At 71.0% G+C, this 15519-nt stretch carries 17 protein-coding genes; 13 read left to right on the forward strand and 4 right to left on the reverse strand.

The genetic code is table 11. The features are described 5' to 3' along the window. Window positions 1–5 precede the first annotated feature (5 nt). Together AC6CKD_RS30345 and AC6CKD_RS30350 are read left to right on the forward strand one after the other, a co-directional pair. Complete coding sequence (locus AC6CKD_RS30345; protein WP_498331848.1) at window positions 6–539, forward strand: flavin reductase family protein; 534 nt, start codon at window positions 6–8, stop codon at window positions 537–539. Then, complete coding sequence (locus AC6CKD_RS30350) at window positions 539–1888, forward strand: cytochrome P450 (protein WP_498331735.1); 1350 nt, start codon at window positions 539–541, stop codon at window positions 1886–1888. The genes AC6CKD_RS30345 and AC6CKD_RS30350 overlap by 1 nt, the downstream gene beginning before the upstream one ends. 71 nt (window positions 1889–1959) lie before the next feature. Here AC6CKD_RS30350 and AC6CKD_RS30355 read toward each other — a convergent pair whose 3' ends face one another. Together AC6CKD_RS30355 and AC6CKD_RS30360 are read right to left on the reverse strand one after the other, a co-directional pair. Next, complete coding sequence (locus AC6CKD_RS30355) at window positions 1960–2736, reverse strand: helix-turn-helix domain-containing protein (RefSeq protein WP_478686983.1); 777 nt, start codon at window positions 2734–2736, stop codon at window positions 1960–1962. A gap of 42 nt (window positions 2737–2778) precedes the next feature. Further along, on the reverse strand, window positions 2779–3702 hold the full coding sequence (locus AC6CKD_RS30360) for a ParB/RepB/Spo0J family partition protein (protein ID WP_498331737.1): 924 nt from the start codon (window positions 3700–3702) through the stop codon (window positions 2779–2781). A 454-nt stretch (window positions 3703–4156) separates the two neighbouring features. Between AC6CKD_RS30360 and AC6CKD_RS30365 the strand changes: the two genes are divergently transcribed. The 11 genes from AC6CKD_RS30365 to AC6CKD_RS30415 all read left to right on the forward strand — a co-directional run bounded on the left by AC6CKD_RS30365 (window position 4157) and on the right by AC6CKD_RS30415 (window position 13578). Continuing rightward, window positions 4157–4744, forward strand: a complete 588-nt coding sequence (locus AC6CKD_RS30365; protein ID WP_498331738.1) for a DUF5987 family protein — start codon at window positions 4157–4159, stop codon at window positions 4742–4744. Then, window positions 4741–6402: an FAD-dependent oxidoreductase gene (locus AC6CKD_RS30370; protein ID WP_498331740.1), complete on the forward strand. Its 1662-nt coding sequence runs from the start codon at window positions 4741–4743 to the stop codon at window positions 6400–6402. The genes AC6CKD_RS30365 and AC6CKD_RS30370 overlap by 4 nt, the downstream gene beginning before the upstream one ends. A gap of 141 nt (window positions 6403–6543) precedes the next feature. Then, window positions 6544–7347, forward strand: coding sequence for a TIGR03084 family metal-binding protein (locus tag AC6CKD_RS30375; protein WP_498331742.1), 804 nt, complete (start codon window positions 6544–6546; stop codon window positions 7345–7347). A 98-nt stretch (window positions 7348–7445) separates the two neighbouring features. Continuing rightward, window positions 7446–8033: a prephenate dehydrogenase/arogenate dehydrogenase family protein gene (locus AC6CKD_RS30380; protein ID WP_498331744.1), complete on the forward strand. Its 588-nt coding sequence runs from the start codon at window positions 7446–7448 to the stop codon at window positions 8031–8033. Between the two features lie 5 nt (window positions 8034–8038). Beyond that, window positions 8039–8626, forward strand: a complete 588-nt coding sequence (gene epsC / locus AC6CKD_RS30385) for a serine O-acetyltransferase EpsC (RefSeq protein WP_498331746.1) — start codon at window positions 8039–8041, stop codon at window positions 8624–8626. Window positions 8627–8718: 92 nt separating this feature from the next. Further along, the gene (gene cysK, locus AC6CKD_RS30390; protein ID WP_498331748.1) at window positions 8719–9675 is read left to right on the forward strand and encodes a cysteine synthase A; all 957 of its coding nucleotides are present in this window, start codon (window positions 8719–8721) and stop codon (window positions 9673–9675) included. Continuing rightward, window positions 9672–10907, forward strand: a complete 1236-nt coding sequence (locus tag AC6CKD_RS30395) for an ATP-grasp domain-containing protein (protein ID WP_498331750.1) — start codon at window positions 9672–9674, stop codon at window positions 10905–10907. Before cysK ends, AC6CKD_RS30395 begins: the two co-directional genes overlap by 4 nt. A gap of 56 nt (window positions 10908–10963) precedes the next feature. Beyond that, window positions 10964–11098 carry a hypothetical protein gene (locus tag AC6CKD_RS30400; protein WP_498331752.1) on the forward strand — a complete coding sequence of 45 codons (135 nt, stop codon included), beginning with the start codon at window positions 10964–10966 and terminating at the stop codon, window positions 11096–11098. A 53-nt stretch (window positions 11099–11151) separates the two neighbouring features. Beyond that, complete coding sequence (locus tag AC6CKD_RS30405) at window positions 11152–11400, forward strand: phosphopantetheine-binding protein (RefSeq protein ID WP_478686973.1); 249 nt, start codon at window positions 11152–11154, stop codon at window positions 11398–11400. 40 nt (window positions 11401–11440) lie between these two features. Continuing rightward, entirely contained in the window at window positions 11441–12328 is an 888-nt protein-coding gene (locus AC6CKD_RS30410; RefSeq protein ID WP_498331753.1) for a phytanoyl-CoA dioxygenase family protein, read from the forward strand. Then, window positions 12325–13578, forward strand: coding sequence for a cytochrome P450 family protein (locus AC6CKD_RS30415; RefSeq protein WP_498331755.1), 1254 nt, complete (start codon window positions 12325–12327; stop codon window positions 13576–13578). Before AC6CKD_RS30410 ends, AC6CKD_RS30415 begins: the two co-directional genes overlap by 4 nt. Before the next feature lie 111 nt (window positions 13579–13689). Here the strand turns inward: AC6CKD_RS30415 and AC6CKD_RS30420 are convergent, their stop codons facing one another. Together AC6CKD_RS30420 and AC6CKD_RS30425 are read right to left on the reverse strand one after the other, a co-directional pair. Beyond that, window positions 13690–14118, reverse strand: coding sequence for an SgcJ/EcaC family oxidoreductase (locus tag AC6CKD_RS30420; protein ID WP_498331757.1), 429 nt, complete (start codon window positions 14116–14118; stop codon window positions 13690–13692). Between the two features lie 40 nt (window positions 14119–14158). Next, entirely contained in the window at window positions 14159–15343 is a 1185-nt protein-coding gene (locus AC6CKD_RS30425; protein ID WP_498331850.1) for an acyl-CoA dehydrogenase family protein, read from the reverse strand. Window positions 15344–15519 lie beyond the last annotated feature (176 nt).

Genomic DNA, 15519 nt, shown 5'->3' on the forward strand with positions numbered 1-15519 from the left:
CCGTCATGACCGCCGTACCGCCGCAGGGTGTCGCCGTCGGCGACACCTCGCGGCTGCGGCGGGCCTTCGGGCACTTCGCCACCGGGGTGACCGTGGTGACGGTGGGCGGTGCCTCCCCGCGGGGCATGACCGCCAACTCCTTCACCTCGGTCTCCCTGGAGCCGCCCCTGCTCCTCGTGAGCGTCGGCAAGGAGACGCTCATGCACCGCTACCTCGCCGAGGCCGCCACCTTCTCGGTGTCGGTGCTCGGCGCCGGCCAGGAGGGCGTGGCCCGGCACTTCGCCGACCGTTCGCGCCCCATGGGGGCCGGCCAGTTCGACGCCGTCGACTGGCTGCCCGGCCGGGTCTCCGACGCCCCCCTGATCGCGGGGGCGGCCGCGCACTTCGAGTGCGCGAAGTGGAGCGCGTACGACGCCGGCGACCACACCCTCTACCTGGGGGAGCTGATCGCCGTGGACGAGATCCCGGACCGCGAGCCGCTGGTCTTCCACCGCGGCTCGTTCCGGGACCTCGTCCCGGCGCAGCGCGGGGGGGCCTGATGGCGGTGCACCCACCAGGTCCCGCCTTCTGGCAGCTGCCCGGCCTGCTGCGCAAGCTGGCCGTGGACCGGCTCGCCATGATGACGGACGCCGCGGAGCTCTCCGACGCCGTCCGCGTGTCGATGGGGCCGAAGAAGATGTACATCTTCAACCGCCCCGACTACGCCAAGCACGTCCTGGCCGACAACGCGGCCAACTACCACAAGGGCATCGGCCTCGTGGAGTCCCGCAAGGTGCTCGGCGACGGCCTGCTCACCAGCGAGGGCGACCTGTGGAAGGCGCAGCGCCGCAACGTGCAGCCCGCGTTCAAGCCGGGCCGCATCGCCGCTCAGGCGGGCATCGTGGCCGAGGAGGCCGGACAGCTGCTGGACCTGCTCCGGCTCCGGGCCGGCGGGGGAGCGGTCGACGTGCTCCACGAGGTCACCGGACTCACCCTCGGGGTGCTCGGCCGGACCCTCATGGACACGTCGCTGGACGGGCACGACGGGATCGCGCACGCCTTCGAGGCCGTGCAGGACCAGGCCATGTTCGACATGGTCAGCCAGGGCCTCATGCCGACCTGGCTGCCCTTCGCGACCCAGCGCAACTTCCGCAGGGCCCGCGCCGACCTCACCGCCACCGTGGACGTGCTCGTCGCGGACCGCAGCGCCCGGATGTCCGACGGCGACGACACCGACGACGCCTTCTCCCGGATGATCCTCGCCGCCCGCAAGGAGAGCGACCCGGCCCTCGGCCGCAAGCGCCTCCAGGACGAGATCGTCACCCTGCTCCTCGCCGGGCACGAGACGACGGCGAGCACGCTGGGCTGGACCCTGCTGCTGCTCGCGCGCAACCCGCACGTACGGGACCTGGTGCGCGACGAGGCCCGCGCGGTCCTGGCCGGCGGCCGGCTGCCCGACGCCGACGACCTGCACAAGCTCTCGTACACGACGCAGGTCGTGCAGGAGGCCATGCGGCTGTACCCGCCGGTGTGGATCCTGCCGCGCATCGCCCAGCAGGCCGACGAGGTCGGCGGGTTCACCGTGCCGGCCAAGGCCGACGTGCTGGTGTGCCCGTACACCCTGCACCGCCACCCGGACTTCTGGGAGGACCCGGAGCGCTTCGACCCGACGCGCTTCGAGGTGTCGCGGGTCGCCAACCGGCCGCGCTACGCGTACATCCCCTTCGGTGCCGGACCGCGGTTCTGCATCGGAAGCAACCTCGGGATGATGGAGGCGGTCTTCGTGACGGCCCTGGTCACCCGTGACCTCGACCTCGACGTGGTGCCGGGGCACGAGGGCGTCGCCGAGCCGATGATGTCGCTGCGCATGCGCGGCGGGCTCCCGATGACGATCCGCTCGGCGGACTGACAAGGAGACACGAAGAAGGGGCCGGCCACGGTGGTTACCGTGGCCGGCCCCTTCTTCGTGTCTCCTCGTCGTCAGCTCGCGGCGGCCTTGCGCTCCATGGCGTTGAGTCGCAGGTCCAGCAGGGCCATCAGGACGGGGGGTTCCAGGGCGTCCACCGGACGCAGGGTGACCTCGGCGGGCAGGAGCAGCGTGTCGGCGTGCGCGGTGACCGGACCGTACCGGCCCACCGAGACGGTGTCCTGGTCGCCGGTGCCCGACGGCAGGTGCTCGTAGCTGTACGGAACCGAGTGCACGAGCAGGTACCAGGTGCCCGGCGGGATGTCGCGGAGCTCGAAGGAGCCGGGGCCGTCCAGCACCGAGCAGCGGACGGGCTGCCCCTGCGGCACGGGGGTCGGGAAGAGACCCAGGAAGCAGAAGCCGGGGTCGCGGTCCTCGGGGAAGACGATCCGGCCGCGCAGCACGCTGCGCGAGGTGACGCCCTTGCCCGCGGCGTCGGTCTCGATGGCCGGCGCGTATCCGCCCAATTCCCGGAACATGCTCGGAGAAACGCCGACACAGGACTTGAAGCGCGAGCTGAAGGTGCCCACGCTGCTGTATCCGACCTGGCTGCTGATATCGGCGACGCTGAATTTGGTGTCCACCAGGAGGCGCTTGGCCTCCTGAAGCCGCAAAGCAGACAGAAAGCGCCCCGGCGACGTTCCGGTCACATCCCTGAATACACGGGTGAAATGGAATTTGCTGAACATTGCGGTACGCGCCATGTCGTCAATGGTTAGGTCCTGGCCCAGGTTGACGTGCATATCGTTGATCACCCGGTGGACAGCGCTCTCAATGGCGGTGGAGGTCACCGTTTCTCCCTGTCGTTGAGTAATGGCGTTGCGATGTCCCGGTTACTTCCGGGATTCCGGAGCGGGCTGCTGCGTGCCCGTCCCGGAGACGTCCGTCAGACGGCGGCTGGCCAGTTCTTCCGCGAACCTGCGCCATGCGTGGGAGCACTGGAGAGCGAGCTCCGCCACGGTGGCCGTGGAGTGCGGGGGGACGGATCCCAGCTGCCGGCGCCAGGCGTCGTCCAGGACGAAGTGGGTGTGGAGCCAGCGCAGGAACTGCCGTCCCGACTCCGAGTGCCGCAGGGACGGATCGCTCGTGAGTCCGCGCAGCAGGTCCAGGGAGGTCCGGGTCCGTCCCGCGCCGACGCCCGGAGGGCCGGCTCTTCGGGCGGGTACGGCCGCGGCCGCGGCGTCCGGGGAGTCCGGGGAGTCCGGCGCGTGTGCCCGCTCGGGCGTGACCCGGGCGCTCGCGCCGGTGGCGTCCGACGGGACGCCGCGGCGCGGTGCGGGAATCGGCGCCTCGCCGCGCAGCAGGCGTTGACGCACGTCGTGAGCGGTGCCGAGGGACAGGCCGGTTTCCCTGACGATGGCCCGTAGGGGCAGGTCGGGCCGGCTGGTCATCAGCTCGGCGGCATGGATGCGCTCGGCGGTGCGGTCCAGGGGGTGGGCCTTGCCGTCGGCACCGATCCTGGTGTTCGACTGACGGACGTCCTCGGTTGAACTCCGGCGGATGGCCGCGACGGTCTTGGCGTCGAGTCCCGTGTGGGTGGCCACGGCCCGGTCGGAGAGGTCCGCGTGCGAGCGCAGGATGCGCTCCGCGGCCGCCTTGCGCTCCGGTGTGGACAGGGGCAGCCCGTGGGCGACGTTCGCGGAGACGGACCGCAGGAAGGAGTCCGCCTCGGGACCGTCGAAGTAGTGGACCTCGACGCTGTCCTCGCCGCGCAGGACGGCGGCCGCCACCCGGTGCGAACCGTCGACGATCCGCATCGTGGGCCGGTGGACGAGTATCGGAGGCAAAGACGCGTGTATTTCGGCGAGCCGCTGCACGTGACTCGTGTCCACACCGGCCAGCCGGGGCGAATCCGCCGACTGAAGGGCGTCGATGCGGACCCTGTGGGTGAGATTCGTGGGCAGCTCCAGACTTCTGTCCGTGCCTTCCAACTTCTCCCCCCGTTCAACTCAAGGCGTGCACTGTGGCGAGCCGTTCCGGTTGCCGCTCAGGGGCCGAGTGACGGCGGGAAACCTGGATGTCCGAACGACAATAACCGGACGACCCTTTTTTTTGTGAGCGGGGGAGCGGACTAGCCGCGACTTCGCCTAGTTTCATGACGCAACTCAGTGTTCGGTGAACCGGGCTTCGGTTGGTTGTTTGAAACGACCGTGCAGATCTACCTTCAAGTCACGCCAGCAGGAAAAGCCCACCGAACCGAAGGAGGACGAGATGCAGGCAGTGCAGGAAAGAGCCGAGCGCAGGGTTGAGATCGGACCCGACGCCGCTCTCACGCTCGAGGCCTACGCGGACACGATCGTCCCCGGGGAGAAGCGTTGGCCCGGAGACCGGGCCGTGGCCGGGGTCTCCACCGGTGGCGGCGCAGTCGCCGCCGGCGCCCTGGAGCTGCTCCGCTGGGACGCCACCGGCGTCCACGACGGTCTCGAGGACCTCGCGAACCTGGTCAACGACCACACCCGGGCCTACGCCGCGCTGCGGGAGATGGTCCTGGACGAGACGGTGCCGCCCTTCGTGGCCCTCGGCTACGAGGACCGGGTGCAGCTGATCGTCGACCTCACCACTCCGGGCCACCCGGAGAAGGACTTCTGGGTCCTGCTCTCGCTCTTCTGCAACATGGCCTTCGACTCGGCCGCGCACCTGCACACCGCCCAGGCGCTCGAAGACGACCACCCCGGTCTCGTGGCGATGGGCATCACCAAGCCCGACGCCGACGGCCTGTGGAGATTCCAGGACTTCGGCTACGGCCGCCAGCTCGCCGACTTCCACCCCGACACCACGCCCTGCGGGAGCCCAGCATGAGCAACACCATCGAGAAGACGGACGTCCTGGTCATCGGCAGCGGCTTCGGTGGCGCCATCGCGGCCTACCACCTCGCCGCGGGCGGTGCGAAGGTCACGGTGCTCGAGCGCGGGCCCTGGCTGGAGAGCAAGGACTTCGAGCACGACTACAAGCTCGGCTCCTCCTACACGCGGGCCTTCGACTTCGTCGTCGGCGACGGGATGAGCGTGCTGGGCGGCAACTGCGTCGGCGGCGGCAGCGTCGTCTACTTCGCGGCCATGCCCCGCGCCCCCAAGTTCGTCTTCGACCGCAAGGGAAGCATCGGCCGCCGCATGTGGCCGAAGTCGGTGAGCCGTGAGACCCTCGACCCGTGGTACGACCGGATCGAGGAGTCCCTCTCCGTCACCAAGCAGGAATGGAGCGACGTCTCCTACGCCGGCGGTCTGTGGGCGGCGGCGTGCGACCACTCCGGGCGCACCGCCAACCCGCTCGCCGTGGCGATCGACAACTCCAAGTGCACCAACTGCAACTTCATGATGGCCGGATGCCGCTTCGAGGCGAAGCAGTCGCTCACGGTCAACTACCTCCCGGCAGCGCTCGCCCACGGCGCGGAGATCCGCCCCCTGCACGAGGTGCAGTACCTGGCGCGGACCCCCGAGGGCGACTACCGGGTCCACTACAACATCGTCGACGACACGGACTACCGTCTACAGAACGGGTCCGGAGTCATCGAGGCCAAGATCGTCGTGATGGCGGCCGGAGCCGCGGCCACCCCGGTCATCCTCCAGCGCAGCGAGGCCCACCTCGGCGCGATGCCGCACGCCGTCGGACGTTACTTCTCCGGCAACGGCGAGCGGCTCAACACCGCCATCCTCAACGAGGACAAGGTCGCCGAGATCCTGGGACTGTCCCGCGGGGACGGCCAACTGCCCTACGGCGCCAACGCGATCGGCAAGGGCCCCACCGTGGCCAGCTGGGACAAGCTCGACGGCTCCCTGCCCGAGTACTCCCGCTACTCGCTGGAACAGCTCTACTTCCCGCCGGGCCTGGGCACGATCCTCGCCCAGGCACCCGACGCCACCGGGCCGACCTGGTTCGGCAAGGAGAAGAAGGAGATCCTCAAGAACTGGAAGTCCTGGCTCACCATCTTCTCGATGACCGAGGACGACAACGAGGGGGTCTTCGGCCCGCCTCCGGCCACCGGAAACGCCCACCGCATCTCCCAGCAGATGCTCGGCCGCGGCAACCTCTCGTACCAGCCGACGAAGAACACCTGGCACGGCTGGAACCAGTCCGACGCCGAGGTGAAGGAGATCATGGAGAAGGACGGCCTCGCCAAGGTGATGCCGTGGACCAACGACCTCGTCGGCGCCTACACCGTGCACCCGCTGGCCTCCGTCCGCATGGGTGACGACCCCGAGACCTCCGCCCTCGACGACACCAACGAGCTGCGCGGCCACGCCGGCATCTTCGTCACCGACGGCTCCGCCGTCCCCGGCGCCCTGACCGTCAACCCGGCCATGACCATCGCGGCCGTCGCCGAGCGCGCCGTCCCCAGCATCGTGGCCGCTGCCCAGCGCAGGGGTGTCGCGGTGACCTACGGAGCTCCGGCCCCGACCGGTTTCAAGAGCGGCCGCAAGGGGGTCCTTCCCCTGCTGCCCCAGCTGGTCTCCGCCTGACCAACCCGCCCCTCGGGGCGCGCTTTTAGCGCTGACCAGTGAGTTGCTTCAAGAGACTTTGCACGCCTCGTCAGTTGCTTCACAAGACTCTGCACGTCCACTCAGTTGCATCACACAACCCATCAGGAAAGTGAGTACGACATGTCGCTCAACGACGTACTGAAGGCCCTCGCCGCGGACATCGACGAGGTCGAGAACCTGGTCCGGAACATCGACGAGGCCGACTGGGCCAAGCCGACCCCGGCGCCGGGCTGGAGCATCGCGGACCAGATCGCCCACCTGACCTTCATCTTCCGGCTCGCCAAGACCGCGGCCGCCGACCCGGACACCTTCAAGGGCATCGCGGCCAAGGCCTCGCAGAACTTCGACGGCGCGGTCAACGCGGCCCTCCAGCAGTTCAACGGCTTCCCGCCGAAGGAACTGCTCGCCCGCTTCCGCAGCGAGGGCGACGCCTCGGTCGAGGCCCTGGCCGCCGTCCCGGAGAACTCGGTCGTTCCGTGGCTCGTCAACCCGCTGCCGCCGCACGTCCTCGCCTGTGCCGGAATCATGGAGCTCTTCGGCCACGGACAGGACATCGCCGACGCCCTCGGCGTCCGCCGCGAGCCCACCGAGCGGCTCCGCCCGCTGGTCGAGTTCGCCGTCCTGACCCGCGACTTCGGCTACCTCGCCCACCAGCTGACCCCGCCGGCGGAGCCCTTCCGCTTCGAACTGACCTCTCCGGTCGGCGACGTGTGGACCTTCGGCCCCGAGGACGCCACCCAGAAGATCACCGGCCCCGTCCACGACTTCTGCCTCCTGGTGACCCGCCGCCGCCACCGCGACGACCTCGCCCTGGTCGCCACCGGCGAAGAGGCCGCCCGCTGGCTCGACATCGCGCAGGCCTACCGCGGCCCCGCCGGTGAGGGCCGCACGCCGGGCCAGTTCGCGGACCAGTGCTGCGACTGACCGGGCTCCCGGCCACGAGCCGGGTCCCCCACCGACCGCCGGTCCCCGCACCCCGGGACCAGCCCAACGCCATCGGCAGAAGCCCACCAGGAGAGACCATGACGAGCACGCCACTGCGCAGCGTCACCGTGATCGGCTGCGGAGCGACCGGTACCTCGATCGCCCTCGCCCTGACCCGCGCCGGGGTCGACGTCGCCCTCGACGACAGCGACCCCCGGGCGCTGGACCGGGCCCTGCGCGCCGGAGCCGGCACCCTGCTCCTCCCCGGTGGCCCGGCCGCCGACGTGGTGGTCGTGGCCACCGATCCGTCCACCGCCGCGGACGTCCTCTACGAGGCGCAGGCCCGCGGACTCGGCCACGCGTACACGGATGTGGACGGCACCGACGAGTCGATGTGGCAGGAGATCCTCCTGCGGGGCTGCGACCAGTTCGCCTACGTTCCCGGCCGCCCGCCGGGCGCCCCGCGGACCGCGGAGCCCGAGGCCGCCGCGGCCGACCGCTTCGAGGGCCGCCCGTGGCTCCTGGCCCCCGGCCCCGCCACCCCGCCCGAGGCAGTGGCCGCAGTACGGGAACTCGTCGCCCTGTGCGGCGCGATCCACAGCCGGCCGTCGGCCGCCCCTTCCCAGAGCGTCACCTCCTGCGCCCTGCAGGTGGCCGTCGAACGCATCGCGCACCCGAGGAGCTGACCCACATGTACGCACAGTCCGGACTGCTGAGCATCATGCGCGAGGACCTGGAGGTCATCGTCGCCCGCGACCCCTCCATCGACAGCCTCTGGGAGGCCCTGCTCCACCCCGCACTGCCGGCCCTGTGGACCCACCGGGTGGCCCACCGGCTCTACCGCCGGGGCCTGCGCACCGCCGCCCGCCTCATGTCCCGCTCCGCCCGCCGGCGCACCGGGGTCGAGATCCACCCCGGGGCCGTCCTCGGCCGGCGCGTCTTCATCGACCACGGCGCCTCCGTCGTGATCGGCCAGACCGCCCGGGTCGGCAACGACGTGACGATCTTCCAGCAGGTCACTCTCGGTGCCGTCGGCTGGTGGAGCGACAACGCCCTTCCCGCCGGACGCCGCCGCCACCCCTCGATCGGCGACGGAGTGGTCCTCGGAGCCAACGCGACCGTGCTGGGACCGGTCACCGTCGGAGAGCGCGCACTGATCGGAGCGATGGCCACCGTCACCGAGGACATCGCCCCCGGCGGCCGGGTCTACGCCCCCCGCTCGGTGATCAAGCCGGCCGCGCTGCCCACCCCCGTCCGCCTCCTCGCCGAGGCCTTCTAGTGGTGACCGCCACGGTGCTCGCCGCCCACCGCCCCTTCCCCGCCGCCCGCGCATCCGCCCCCGCAACCGCACACCCGCACAGGAGCCCCGCCGTGACCACCGCGACCGCACCCGCCGAGACCCGTATCGCCGCCGGAGTCGAGGAGCTCATCGGCAACACCCCGCTGGTGCGCATCGCCGTCGCGGACGCCGACCCCTCGGTGCGCGTCCTGGGCAAGCTGGAGTCGGCCAACCCGTACGCCAGCGCCAAGGACCGGGCCGCCCTGTACATGATCCGGGCCGCTGAACAGCGCGGTGACCTGGTCCCCGGCGGTACAGTCATCGAAGCCACCTCGGGCAACACCGGCATCACGCTGGCCGCCCTGAGCGCCGTACGCGGCTACCGCTGCATCGTCGTCCTGCCGGACAGCGCGACCAGCGAGCGGATCGGCCTGCTCGGCGCACTGGGCGCCGAGGTCGTGCACACCCCGGCCGCCGAGGGCTTCGCCGCCGCGATCGCCAAGGCCGAGGAGATCGAGGCCGCCACCCCCGGCTCCTGGTACATGCGCCAGCACGACAACTCCGACAACGTCCGTGCGCACTACGAGACCACCGGACCGGAGATCTGGGCCGACACCGGCGGCCGGGTCGACGTACTGGTCGCCGGAGTCGGCACCGGCGGCACCCTGACCGGCGCGGGCCGCTACCTGCGCGAACGCAACCCGGACCTGGAGGTCGTCGCTGTGGAGCCGGAGAACTCCCCGGTGCTCTCCCAGGGTTACGCCGGAGCGCACCGCATCCCGGGCCTCAACGGCGGCTTCGTCTCACCCACCACCGACATCTCGCTCATCGACCGCATCCTGACCTGCCCCGACGAGGCCGCTCTCGGCACCGCCCGGGCGCTCCTTCGCGAGCAGGGCCTCTTCGCCGGGCTCTCCTCCGGAGCCGCCGTCTACGCCGCCGCCGAGCTCGCCCGCCGTCCCGAGTACGCGGGCAAGACCATCGTCACGATCCTGCCCGACACCGGGGAGCGGTACGTGAGCATCTGGAACGAGAGGACCACCTCATGACCACCACCCTGGTTCTGCACCGCGGATCCCTGCGCGCCAACCCCTACGACCAGTGGCTGGAGGGGCACGACTCGAAGATCGTCCTGCTCGGCTCGGCGCAGCAACTGGCCCTGCACGGCGAGGAACTGCCCACCGAGGCACCGTACGTGCACGCCGAGGCGCTGCCCGACTACGACTCCGGCTCGAACGTCGCCGAGCGGGCCGCCGAGCTGATCCGCGAGTTCGGGGTGACGGACATCGTCGCCACCCAGGAGTTCGACATCGAGCGGGCGGCGGTGCTGCGCGAGCGGTTCGGCCTGCCGGGACAGCGCCCGGACTCCGCGGTCGTCTACCGCGACAAGTGGGCGATGAAGTGCGCCGCCGTGGCGGCGGGAATCCCGGTCGCCGAGCACGCCCTGCTCACCGCCCCCGAGGACCTCGGCCACTTCGTCGCCGCCCACGGGCTGCCGGCGGTGGTCAAGCCCCGCCGCGGCGCCCTGTCCGTCGGCGTGGCCATCCTGCGGACGGAGGCCGAGCTGGCCGACTGGATCGCCGCGACCGAGCTCACCGACGGGGACGGCGAGCCGGGATGGCTCGTGGAGGCGTATGTCGAGGGGTCGATGTGCCACGTCGACGGCACCGTGCTCGACGGCGAGATCGCCACCCTGTGGCCCTCCCAGTACACCTACGTGCTCGCGGACTTCCGGGACCGCAAGGGCCGGGTGGACATCGCGCTCGACACCGCCGATCCGCTGGCCCGCCGGCTGTCGGAGTTCGGCGAGAAGGTGCTGGCCGCCTTCGGCGGCCCCGACCACTTCGCCTTCCACATCGAGGTGTTCGTCACCCCCGGCGGCGAACTGCTGCTGTGCGAGGCCGCCTCGCGGGCCGGCGGCGCCGGCGTGCGCGACGTTCAGCGCGCCCTGTTCGGCTTCGACCCGATGGAGTACCCGGTACGCCGCCAGCTCGGGCTGCCGGTGGAGCGCGAGCCGCGCCGCGACCCGTCGTGCATCGCCGGACAGCTGCTCTTCACCAAGCGCCCCGGGATCCTCGGCGCCCTGCCCGACCCGGCGCAGATGCCGGCCGGGGTGCTCAAGTACCAGACGTTCGCGCAGGTGGGGGAGCGCGTGGAGGACGCCGCGCACTCCGGCGACTTCCTGGCGGCCTTCATCGTCTCCGGCGCCGACCGCGCCGACTGCGAAGCGCGGATCGGCGAGGTGGAGCACTGGTTCACGGCCGGCCTCGCCATCGGCTGACACCCGGCAACAACGACCGGCTCGTGCGCACCCGGGCCGGGACCGAGGACACGCTCATGACCCACCCGGCCACGAAGGAGGCCGCCGCCGCGCCCGCGGAACCGCTCGCCGCCGCACGCTCCGAGCAGGTGGGCGCCGTACCCTCCCTGCCCCGCAATCCAGGAGATGCCCGTCCCCGGAGCGAGGTGTGAAGCTGCCGGGGCACGCCCTGTGGGCGTACCGAACGGGATAGGGAGAAGTGCGCATGAGCACCGATGTGGCCACGGTCGAGACGACGGTCGGAACGATCTGGACGGAGATCCTCGGGGAGCTTTCCGAGGACCAGAAGGACGCGACGTTCTTCGAGGCGGGCGGCGAGTCGATCTCCGCCACCCGCATCGTGTCGCGCGTCGAGGAGGAGCTCGGCGTCGAGATCGAGGTCGGCGACATCTTCGAGGAGGACCCGAACCTGGAGTCCCTCATCCGCATCGTCAAGGCCCGCGCCGCAGGTTAGGCGCGAGGCACGCGAGCGAAGCGGAGAAGGTGAACAGGTGATGGCAGCTCTGCGGCGGGTCGGGCCCGATACCCCCCTCGACGACGTGGTGGAGATCCTCGAGCGGGACGGCGGGGTGATCGTCGAGGACCTCGCCGACGCCGACACCCTGAAGGGACTGTGGGAGGACCTCGCCCCCGACCTGGAGGCCCGCGACTACAGCGGCGACTGGTACAACGGCACCCGCACCCGCCGGGTCTCGTCGATCTTCGCTCGTACCGCCCGGCTCACCCCGGTGGTCACGCACCCGCTGTTCCTCGGTGCGGCACGCAGGATCATGCAGAAGCCCGTGCACGTGTGGATCGGCCGGTCGCGCACCGAGCTGGTACCGACGGTGCAGATCAGCGGCACGCAGGCGATCCAGATCCACAAGGGCCAGGGCAAGCAGCCCCTGCACCGCGACGACGCGCTGCACCTGCGGCGCCACCCCGGCCCCACCAGCAGGGTCCAGCTGATGCTGGCCATGAGCGACTTCACCGCCGCCAACGGCGGCACGATGGTGATCCCGGGCAGCCACCACTGGGACGACGAGCGCGCCCCGCGCACCGAAGAGGCCCACCCGACGGAGATGCGGGCCGGCTCCGGCCTGATCTGGCTGGGCGGCGTCTACCACGGAGGCGGCAGCAACTCGACGGACACCCCGCGGACCGGCCTGACCATCGCCATCGACCTGGGCAACCTGCGCCAGGAAGAGAACCAGTACCTCGCCGTGCCGAGGGAAGCCGTACTGGCCTACCCCGAGGAGGTGCGGCGGCTGCTGGGCTACGACCGCTGCCCGCCGGGCCTGGGCTGGTACGAGATGGACGATCCGTACCTCGTCCTGGAGAGCGGCGGCCCGGCGTACGCACCGACCGACCCACAGACCACGTCACCTCGGGAGAACACATGACGCAGCGCTGCCCCGTCGCACACACCCTGGACACCACCGGCCAGGACATCCACACCGAAGCCGCCGCGCTGCGCGCGCAGGGTCCCGTCCAGGTGGAGCTCCCCGGCGGGGTCCTGGCCTGGTCGATCAACGACTACGCGTCCGTGCGCAAGGTCCTGACCGACCCCATGGTCACCAAGAGCGCCCGCAACCACTGGCCGGACTTCATCGAGGGCCGGATCCGTCCGGACTGGGAGATGATCAGCTGGATCGCGATGGACAACATGGTCACCGCGTACGGCAAGGACCACATCCGGTTGCGCCGGCTGGTCGGCAAGGCGTTCACCCCGCGCCGCACCGAGGCGGTCCGCCCGCTCATCGTCGGCCTCACCAACCACCTCCTGGACTCGCTGGGCTCCGTGGAGCCGGGCGAGACCGTGGACCTGCGCGAGCGTTTCGCGTACCCGCTGCCCGCCATGCTCGTGGCCGAGCTGATCGGCATGGGCGAGGAGCAGCGCACGGCGACCGCGAAGGTCATCGACATGATGGTGGACACCACCGTCACCCCCGAGCAGGCCCAGTCCGTGCTGGCGAACTGGCGCGGAGCCATGGAGGAGCTGGTCGCGCAGAAGCGCGCCAACCCCGGTGAGGACATCACGAGCGACCTGATCGCCGCCCGCGACGAGGACGGCACGCGCCTGTCCGAGTCGGAGCTGTGCGACACGATCTTCGCGATCCTCGGCGCCGGCTCCGAGACCACCATCAACTTCTTCGACAACGCGATCACCGCGCTGCTCAGCAACCCCGAGCAGCTCGCCCTCGTCCTCTCGGGCGAGGCCTCGTGGGACGACGTGATCGACGAGACGCTGCGCGTCGAGTCGCCGCTGGCCCACCTGCCGCTCCGGTACGCCGTCGAGGACGTCGAACTGGACGGGGTGACGATCCCCAAGGGCGACCCGATCCTCGTCAACTACAGCGGTGTCGGCCGCGACCCGAAGCTGCACGGCGAGAGCGCCGAGGAGTTCGACATCACCCGCGCCGACAAGGAGCACCTGTCCTTCGGCTTCGGCCCGCACTACTGCCTCGGCGCGGGCATCGCCCGCCTGGTGGCGACGGTGGGCCTGTCCACCCTCTTCGAGCGCTTCCCCGGGCTCAACCTCGCCGTGCCGGCCGAGGAGCTCCAGCCGCTCCCGACCTTCATCATGAACGGTCACCGCGCGCTGCCGGTGCGCCTGACGGCGGACGTCCTGTCCGGCGCCGGCGCCCGCTGACCGAGCACAGGGCCACCACGAAGAGCGGCGCCCCCCGGATTCCGGGGGGCGCCGCTCTTCGTGCGTACGGCGGGGCGTACGGCCGTGGCCGCCCGCCGCCCCGCCGGCGGATCAGGCGCTGTCGCGCGGGCTGTTCTGGTAGGCGGCGAGCTGCCACTCGCCGTCCTCCTTGGCGGCCACCCACGTGGCGCGCACGGCGCGCTCGTCGGCGACCTCGGTCTCACCCGGGGCGAGGACGCCGCCCTGGGTGACCACGACGGCCACGTCGGAGCGGATGAACTTCAGGGCCAGCGGAGTGCCGGTGACCTGGGTGCCCTTGAAGGGGCCCTGGAAGGCCGCGGCCATGAAGGCCTCGATCTGCTCGCGGCCGTCGCGGTAGGAGCCGGGCAGGATCATCGTGCCCTGAGCCGTGAAGACCTGGGCGAAGGCCTTGGCGTCGTGCTGCGCCCAGGCCGCGACGATGCGGCCCGGGAGCGCCGCGACGGCGGCCTTGTCGGCGTCGGAGACGGAGAACTCCGTGGAGGCGGGTGAGGCGGTCATGCTGGTCCCCAGTTCTTTCGGGTCGGGTGCGGCCATCGGATCAGATGTAGAGGGAGTTCGGCTCGAGGCCGCACAGGACCCGGCCGTAGAGCTCGGCGTTGGTGTTCGGGTGCATCAGGGCGTGCAGGTTGACCGCCTGAACGTCCCGCGAGATGCGCTGGATCGCGGCGCTGGTGTAGATCGAGGAACCGCCGCTGGCCGTGGCGAAGATGTCCACGGCCTCCTTGGCGAGGGAGCAGACCGCACCCAGGTCGGCACGGGCGCGGACCCGCTCCTCCAGCGACCACTGGTCGCCCGACGCGTTCTTGGCGTCGACGAGGTCGGCCAGCCGGAAGGCGTGGAACTCGGCCTGGTCGATCTTGAGGGTGGCCTCGGCGACCTGCAGGTGCGTCAGCGGGGCCTCGGCCTGGGAGCCGTAGTTCGTGTACGTGATCTTGCGCTCGGGCAGCCGGGCCAGGAAGGCCTCCTTGGCGGCGCGGGCCATGCCGAGCACCGCGCCCACGGAGGAGGCGGAGGCGACCGGGAGCAGCGGGGCGCGGTACATCGGGGCGTCGGCGTGGGCCTGGGAGGCACCGCCCTGGCCCTGCACGATCACGCCGAGCGGCAGCACGCGGTCCGCGGGCACGAAGAGGTTGTCCGCGACGGTGCTCACGCTGCCGGTGCCCTTGAGGCCGGAGGTGCGCCAGTCGTCGATGACCTGGAGGTCCGAGAGCGGGACCAGCGCCATGACGGGCATGGGCTCGCTGTCGGGGGCGATCTGGACGGCGACGATGACCTGCCAGTGGGCGTGCAGGGCGCCGCTGATGAAGCCCCACTTGCCGTTGACCACGATGCCGCCGTCGACCGGAGCGGCCATCGCGCTCGGGCTCAGCGTGCCGCAGACGCGGACGTCGGGGGTGGAGAAGACCTCGTCCTGGACGTGGTCCGGGAACAGGCCGGCCATCCAGGTGGGAATCGAGTACACCGAGGCGATCCAGCCGGTGGAGCCGTCGGCGCGGCCCAGTTCGGCCGAGACCTCGACCAGGGTCCGGGTGTCACTCTCGAAACCGCCGAAACGGGCCGGAGCCCGCATACGGAAGATTCCGGCGTCGGCCAGACGCTCAATCGAATCGTCGTGAATACGCCGGTTATCCTCCGACCAGTCCGAGTTCTTTCGCAGAACCGGGACCAGTTCGGACGCCCGACGAACAAGCTGTTCCCGCGTGGGAACGTCGGTCGTCGTCAGCACCATATCCTCCTGGAAAAGATGTCCTATCCCCGGAGGCCGGGAAATGGCCGTCCGTGATATTTACGGACGACCCTGGCAGTGCGCGGAGCCCGGACGCATCTTCAGGAGTGCGGGATCAGCCCCCCGAGGCCGGGCCACGGGCGCCCCCGAGCCCACCGCCGCCGACGCCGCAT

It is taken from the genome of Streptomyces sp. GQ60, from assembly GCF_059758875.1.

What these genes read in the sequence shown, in the direction of transcription:
- AC6CKD_RS30345 (WP_498331848.1), top strand. Translation starts at nt 6, where the DNA reads ATGACCGCCGTACCGCCGCAGGGTGTCGCCGTCGGCGACACCTCGCGG.
- AC6CKD_RS30350 (WP_498331735.1), top strand. Translation starts at nt 539, where the DNA reads ATGGCGGTGCACCCACCAGGTCCCGCCTTCTGGCAGCTGCCCGGCCTG.
- AC6CKD_RS30360 (WP_498331737.1), bottom strand. Translation starts at nt 3,702, where the DNA reads ATGCGGATCGTCGACGGTTCGCACCGGGTGGCGGCCGCCGTCCTGCGC.
- AC6CKD_RS30365 (WP_498331738.1), top strand. Translation starts at nt 4,157, where the DNA reads ATGCAGGCAGTGCAGGAAAGAGCCGAGCGCAGGGTTGAGATCGGACCC.
- AC6CKD_RS30370 (WP_498331740.1), top strand. Translation starts at nt 4,741, where the DNA reads ATGAGCAACACCATCGAGAAGACGGACGTCCTGGTCATCGGCAGCGGC.
- AC6CKD_RS30375 (WP_498331742.1), top strand. Translation starts at nt 6,544, where the DNA reads ATGTCGCTCAACGACGTACTGAAGGCCCTCGCCGCGGACATCGACGAG.
- AC6CKD_RS30380 (WP_498331744.1), top strand. Translation starts at nt 7,446, where the DNA reads ATGACGAGCACGCCACTGCGCAGCGTCACCGTGATCGGCTGCGGAGCG.
- epsC (WP_498331746.1), top strand. Translation starts at nt 8,039, where the DNA reads ATGTACGCACAGTCCGGACTGCTGAGCATCATGCGCGAGGACCTGGAG.
- AC6CKD_RS30395 (WP_498331750.1), top strand. Translation starts at nt 9,672, where the DNA reads ATGACCACCACCCTGGTTCTGCACCGCGGATCCCTGCGCGCCAACCCC.
- AC6CKD_RS30400 (WP_498331752.1), top strand. Translation starts at nt 10,964, where the DNA reads ATGACCCACCCGGCCACGAAGGAGGCCGCCGCCGCGCCCGCGGAACCG.
- AC6CKD_RS30405 (WP_478686973.1), top strand. Translation starts at nt 11,152, where the DNA reads ATGAGCACCGATGTGGCCACGGTCGAGACGACGGTCGGAACGATCTGG.
- AC6CKD_RS30410 (WP_498331753.1), top strand. Translation starts at nt 11,441, where the DNA reads ATGGCAGCTCTGCGGCGGGTCGGGCCCGATACCCCCCTCGACGACGTG.
- AC6CKD_RS30415 (WP_498331755.1), top strand. Translation starts at nt 12,325, where the DNA reads ATGACGCAGCGCTGCCCCGTCGCACACACCCTGGACACCACCGGCCAG.
- AC6CKD_RS30420 (WP_498331757.1), bottom strand. Translation starts at nt 14,118, where the DNA reads ATGACCGCCTCACCCGCCTCCACGGAGTTCTCCGTCTCCGACGCCGAC.